Annotated in this window: 5 protein-coding genes; 3 read left to right on the top strand and 2 right to left on the bottom strand. The window is 67.7% G+C overall.

Going from position 1 to position 5,514, the window contains the following annotated elements:
• Positions 1-310: 310 nt before the first annotated feature.
• The gene (locus tag AC1DQP_RS15635) at positions 311-1,087 is read right to left on the bottom strand and encodes a C40 family peptidase (protein ID WP_478051958.1); all 777 of its coding nucleotides are present in this window, start codon (positions 1,085-1,087) and stop codon (positions 311-313) included.
• A gap of 131 nt (positions 1,088-1,218) precedes the next feature.
• The gene (locus AC1DQP_RS15630) at positions 1,219-1,758 is read right to left on the bottom strand and encodes a C40 family peptidase (protein ID WP_256774588.1); all 540 of its coding nucleotides are present in this window, start codon (positions 1,756-1,758) and stop codon (positions 1,219-1,221) included.
• A 111-nt stretch (positions 1,759-1,869) separates the two neighbouring features.
• On the opposite strand from AC1DQP_RS15630, the gene AC1DQP_RS15625 reads away from it, so the two are divergent.
• The 3 genes from AC1DQP_RS15625 to gorA all read left to right on the top strand — a co-directional run bounded on the left by AC1DQP_RS15625 (position 1,870) and on the right by gorA (position 5,269).
• On the top strand, positions 1,870-2,349 hold the full coding sequence (locus AC1DQP_RS15625; protein ID WP_457319094.1) for an FKBP-type peptidyl-prolyl cis-trans isomerase: 480 nt from the start codon (positions 1,870-1,872) through the stop codon (positions 2,347-2,349).
• A 117-nt stretch (positions 2,350-2,466) separates the two neighbouring features.
• Positions 2,467-3,729, top strand: a complete 1,263-nt coding sequence (locus tag AC1DQP_RS15620) for a DUF418 domain-containing protein (RefSeq protein ID WP_457319093.1) — start codon at positions 2,467-2,469, stop codon at positions 3,727-3,729.
• A gap of 184 nt (positions 3,730-3,913) precedes the next feature.
• The gene (gorA, locus tag AC1DQP_RS15615; RefSeq protein ID WP_457319092.1) at positions 3,914-5,269 is read left to right on the top strand and encodes a glutathione-disulfide reductase; all 1,356 of its coding nucleotides are present in this window, start codon (positions 3,914-3,916) and stop codon (positions 5,267-5,269) included.
• The last annotated feature ends 245 nt before the right edge of the window (positions 5,270-5,514 follow it).

Raw genomic sequence — 5,514 nt, 5'->3', positions numbered from 1 at the left:
GCGCCCGACCCACCGACGGCCGTCAAAAAAGCCTGGCTTCGGCCTGCTTGCCGCAAGCGAGCCCCGTCGCGGCCGGTAGGCCCCTGGGCAAAATAAAGGAGGAGGCCGCCAGGCCGGGGGACATTTGCGCCAGGGGCCTACCGGCTGCGACGGGGCCCTTCCGCTCGCGACAACCCCGAGCGGAGAGAGCACCAGATTCAACACCGCCCCCCGGACTACTCCGGGCACACGGGTGCCGCCGTGCTGGGGGAAGAAGCAAAAAAAAACCGCTGCAGGGCAGCGGCTTTTTCAGGATCCGGCAGTTCTGGCCTCAGAGGTCGACGCGGCGGGCCTGCATGAACTTGGCACTCCAGTAGCCGGTCATCAGGCTGTCCACGCGGACGTCCTTGCCGGTGCTGGGGGCGTGCAGGAAGCGACCTTCGCCGACGTAGATGCCGACATGGTCGACCCGGCCCTTGCGGCCGAAGAACACCAGGTCGCCGGCAGCCAGTGCGTTGCGGTCGTTGATCAGCTCGGCTTCCCCGTCGTGCGCCATCTCGCGCGAGACGCGCGGCAGCTCGATGCCCAGGGCGGTGCGGAACACGTAGCCGACCAGGCCGCTGCAGTCGAAGCCGCTGTCCGGCGAGGTGCCGCCCCAGCGATACGGGGTGCCCAGCAGGGTCATCGCGCGGCGCAGCAGCGACTGCACCTTGCCGTTGTCGGCCGCGCCGCCGACCACGGCGCCGTTGGCACCGCTGCTGGCGTCGTAATTGGCGAGCAGGCGGCTGAGGTCGCCGGCGAACATCGCCGAGCGGTCCATCAGGGGAATGGTGTCGTTGGCCGCCAAGTGTGGAAGCAGGGCGGCGAGGGTGGCACTGGCAGCGGCGTCGGCCTTGCTGCGGGCGGGGGCATCAGCCTTGGGCTTTGCCATCGCGGAAGATTCGGGCGTGCTGGCGCCAGCCGGAGCGGCGTCTACAGCGGTGGCCGGTGCGGTCTGTGCCCAGGCCGGGAGGCTGGCAAGGCAGAGCGCAATGGCAAGGAAAACGGGGCGGATGCTGCGCCGGGAAGCGGCGGTGTGGCCTTGGGTGATCAGGTCGGCTGTCGTCACGCGGCGGTCACTGAATAAAAACGATGGGTGATGATGCCGTGTAAGCGCAGTGATTAGGTACAAATTTCGTTAAAGTTTCGTTTACAAACGTGTGATCTGCATCACAAATTTGACCCTTACCCCTGTTCAGCTTAGTGCAGGACGCGTTTCGCGCCGGTGTAGTGGTCTTTCCAGTACGGCCCGCCGAGGGAGTCCAGTCGGACCGTTCCGCCGGTGCTGGGGGCGTGCACGAAGCGACCTTCGCCGACGTAAATGCCGACATGGGACACGCTGCCGCGGCTGCCGAAGAAGACCAGATCGCCCGGCGCCAGCCGCTGGGGATCGATCTTCGGACCCTGCACCGCGGCCAGGTCGCGCGAGGTGCGGGGCAGCTTCAGGTCGAGCATCTCGCGGTAGACATAGGCCACCAGCCCGCTGCAGTCGAAGCCGGATTCGGGGGTGTTGCCGCCGTAACGGTAGGGTGTGCCGACCAGTCCGATCGCGCGCATCAGCACCGCGTTGGCCGCCTGCGGGTCGTTGGGGACCACGGTGGGCCAGACCTGGGTGGAGGCGGGCGGGGCGCTCGGGCGGGTGGTCTTGCCGCCGCCACAGGCACTCAACAGCACGACGGCGGCCAGCGCGGCGAGGCGGGGGGCGAAGCGGAGGACGGGCAAAACTGGCGTCAGCTGCATGATGTACCGGATAATGCGCGGCCTCAGAAGGCCGTCATGATGGCGGCGTATCCGGCGGGGAACAACCCGCCCCACCCGTCTGCCATCGGCAGCGACCAGCCAGAGTTGCGCATGAAGATCGAAAAAGACAGCGTCGTCCGTTTCCACTACACCGTTGCCGAGCAGGGCCAGGAGCCGATCGAAAGCTCCAAGGACCGTGATCCGCTGGCGATCCTGATCGGCCACGGCAACATCATCCCGGGCCTGGAAGCGGCCATGATGGACAAGGAAGCCGGCGCCACCTTCGAGGTGGACGTCAAGGCCACCGACGCCTATGGCGAGCGCCGCGAAGGCCTGACCCAGCGCGTGCCGAAGAAGCATTTCGGCACCACCAAGCTGATTCCGGGCCAGCAGGTCGTGCTGCAGACCAACTTCGGCCCGCGCGCGGTCACCGTGGAGAAGGTCGGCATGAGCGTGGTCGACGTCGACCTGAACCACCCGATGGCCGGCAAGGACCTGTATTTCTCGGTCGAGATCGTCGACGTGCGCGCCGCCGCGGCCGAAGAACTCGAGCACGGCCACGTGCATGGCGATGGCGGCCACCAGCACTAAGCAGTAACCACTGCGACCGGCATTGATGGCCGGTATCGAAGGTGATGCAACGGCCCGCTTCGGCGGGCCGTTGCGTATCTGCGACAGGGCGACCCGCGCGCGTGGCGCGACGGCATAATGACTGCCCAGATCCACGGATTGCCTGTGAACGCCGCTTCCCTTCCCCTGCAGCCGGTCGCCGTCGGCGAGCGCATCGCGGTGCTGGACATCCTGCGCGGGTTCGCCCTGCTGGGCATCCTGCTGATGAACATGGAGGCCTTCAGCGGACCGCTGGATCTGGCCTTCACCGGCATCGATCCGCAGTGGCACGGGTTGGATTACGGGGTCGACGCGGCCATTTACGTGCTGGTGCAGGGCAAATTCTTCACGTTGTTCTCGCTGTTGTTCGGCGCCGGCTTTGCGATCATGGCCCAGCGCGCCGATGCGGCCGGGCGCGCGTTCGCCCCGTTTTACCTGCGGCGCACTGCGGGCCTGCTGCTGATAGGCCTGTGCCATGCGCTGCTGGTCTGGTCCGGCGACATCCTGGTGATCTACGCGCTGGTCGCCGTGGCACTGCTGGCCTGTCGCGAGGCCCCCACGCGCTGGCTGCCGGCCATGGGCGTGCTGACCTATCTGGGCGCGGCAGCGTTGATGCTGCTGCTCGGCGCGATGATGGGGCAGCAGGCGCAGGTGGACCCGGGCAGTGCGCAGGCGCGTGCCGCCATTGACAGCGCGCAGCAGACCATCGAACTGCAACGCCAGGCCTACGGCCACGGCAGCTACGCGCAGGCGGTGCTGCAGCGTCTGCGTGACTTCGGCGCCCAGCTCAGTGCGATCGTGGTGGTCGGGCCGGAAGTGCTGGGCATGTTCCTGATTGGCAGCTGGTTCGCGCGCAGTGGTGCGCTGGCCACGCCCGAGCGCTTCGAACGCCTGTACCGCGCGTTGCGCTGGGGCGCGCTGCCGGTCGGTCTGGTGGTGATGCTGGTGAGCGCGGTCTGGCAGCCTTACCTCGCACCGGGCACGTTCACGCCGGCCAGTGGCGCGGCCTTCGCGATGGGCTCGGTGGCCTCGCTGCTGATGTGTCTGGGCTACCTGGCCTGGATCGTGCGCGCACGTGCCGCGTTGCGCTGGCTGGCCCCCGTCGGTCGGATGGCGTTGACCCAGTACATCCTGCAGTCGCTGCTGTGCACGTGGGTGTTCTACGGCTATGGCCTGGGTGCGTTCGAACAGCTGCCGCGTGCGTGGCAGGTGCCGTTCGCGCTGGGGGTGTTCGCCCTGCAGGTGATGCTCAGCCATCTGTGGCTGCGACAGTTCCGCTTCGGTCCGCTGGAATGGGGGTGGCGGGCGATGACCTATCTGCAGTGGCCACCGCTGCGCCGGGCGACGACTGCGCAGCGCTGAGCGCAGCAGTCGATGACCTGCCAATGCTCGACCGCGTGCCTGCACATCCTCACGTCTGGCTCGCGGCCGGACATGGCATCCTCGTCATCCGCATGCGCGTTGGCATGGGACAACGGCGGCCTGATGGGATCCGCCGCGCCGCGCCGACGCGGGATCCTGCCCCTTACCAAGTTGAGCGATTCCAATGAGCAAGCACTACGACTATGACCTKATCGTGCTGGGCGGTGGCTCTGGCGGACTGGCCGCCGCGTTCCGCGCCGCGCAGCACGGCCAGCGCGTGGCGATGCTGGAGCCGGGCGAGCTGGGGGGCACCTGCGTCAACGTTGGCTGCGTGCCGAAGAAGGCGATGTGGCTGGCCGCCGACCTGGCGGGAAGGATCGGCATGGCCGCATCGATGGGCTTCGACGTCCCGGTACGGCCGGCGCTGGACTGGAAGGAACTGGTGGTGCATCGCCAGGCCTACATCGCCAACATCCACGCCAGTTACCTCAAGCGCCTGAACGAAAACAACGTGGTGCGGGTACCGCGTCGCGGCCACCTGGTCGATGCGCACACGGTGGAATGCAGCGACGGGGTGCGCATCAGTGCCGCGCACGTGCTGATCGCCACCGGCGCACATCCGCAGCGTCCGGATATTCCCGGCGCGGAGTTGGGTGCGGTCTCCGATGATTTCTTCAACCTGTGCAGCGCGCCCGAGCGCGTGGCGATCGTCGGGGGTGGCTACATCGCCGTCGAGCTGGCCGGGCTGCTGCAGGCACTGGGCAGCAAGGTCACGCTGCTGGTGCGCGGGTCGCGGTTGCTGGAGCGCTTCGACGCCGAGTTGACCGCGCAGCTGGCCGAGAACCTGCGCCACCAGGGCGTACAGGTGCACTTCGATTACCGCCTGCGTGAGCTGCGCCGCGACGGCGATGCGGTTGCTGCCTATGGCCACGACGGCCCGCACGAAGCGGTGTTCGATCAGCTGTTTTTCGCCACCGGCCGACGCGGCAACAGTGCCGGGTTGGGGCTGGAAGCACTGGGCATCGTGATCGGCGACAAGGGTGAGGTGGAGGTCGACGAGTGGCAGACCACGGCGGTGCCCAGCGTGCATGCGGTGGGCGACATCGCCGGCAAGGTCGGCCTGACGCCTGTGGCGATCGCCGCTGCGCGCAAATTGATGGACCGCCTGTTCGGTGGCCAGCCGCAGGCGAAAATGGACTATGAGAATGTTGCCAGCGTGGTGTTCTCGCACCCGGCGCTGGGTGCGGTGGGTCTGAGCGAGGAAGAGGCGCACGAGAAGCACGGGGATGTCCGCGTGTACCGCAGCAACTTCCGCCCGATGCTGCAGGCGCTGTCCGATGGCACCCAGCGCAGCCTGTTCAAGCTGGTCTGCGTGGGCGAGGACGAACGCGTGGTCGGCGTGCACCTGCTGGGCGAGTCGGCCGACGAGATCCTGCAGGGTTTCGCGCTGGCGGTGAAGATGGGCGTGACCAAAGCGCAGTTCGACGACACCGTGGCGATCCATCCGACCTCCGCCGAAGAGGTCGTATTGATGCGCTGAACGCGCATCAGCGGGCGGCAATCACCAACAATCCAGGTAGTGCCACGCCATGCGTGGCAATCGCACCAATGATCCGGTGGTACGTTCGGCAACGCCCCACCTTCGTGCGCGCGGACACCCCCTGCCACGCGCAGCCGGGCATGGCCCGGCTCTACCGCGGCGGGCGGCGGGCCCGCTGCGGCAGGCGCGCCGGGTGGACCGGCCCGCTGCCCCAGGCGTGCGACAATCCAAGCCCCCCCTTGTCC

Source organism: Stenotrophomonas sp. P5_A8 (assembly GCF_056400545.1).
This window is presented reverse-complemented; position numbering and strand designations above follow the sequence as displayed.

Coding starts and splice junctions, on each gene's coding strand:
- AC1DQP_RS15630 (WP_256774588.1), bottom strand. CDS start 1,758: ATGCAGCTGACGCCAGTTTTGCCCGTCCTCCGCTTCGCCCCCCGCCTC.
- AC1DQP_RS15620 (WP_457319093.1), top strand. CDS start 2,467: ATGACTGCCCAGATCCACGGATTGCCTGTGAACGCCGCTTCCCTTCCC.
- AC1DQP_RS15625 (WP_457319094.1), top strand. CDS start 1,870: ATGAAGATCGAAAAAGACAGCGTCGTCCGTTTCCACTACACCGTTGCC.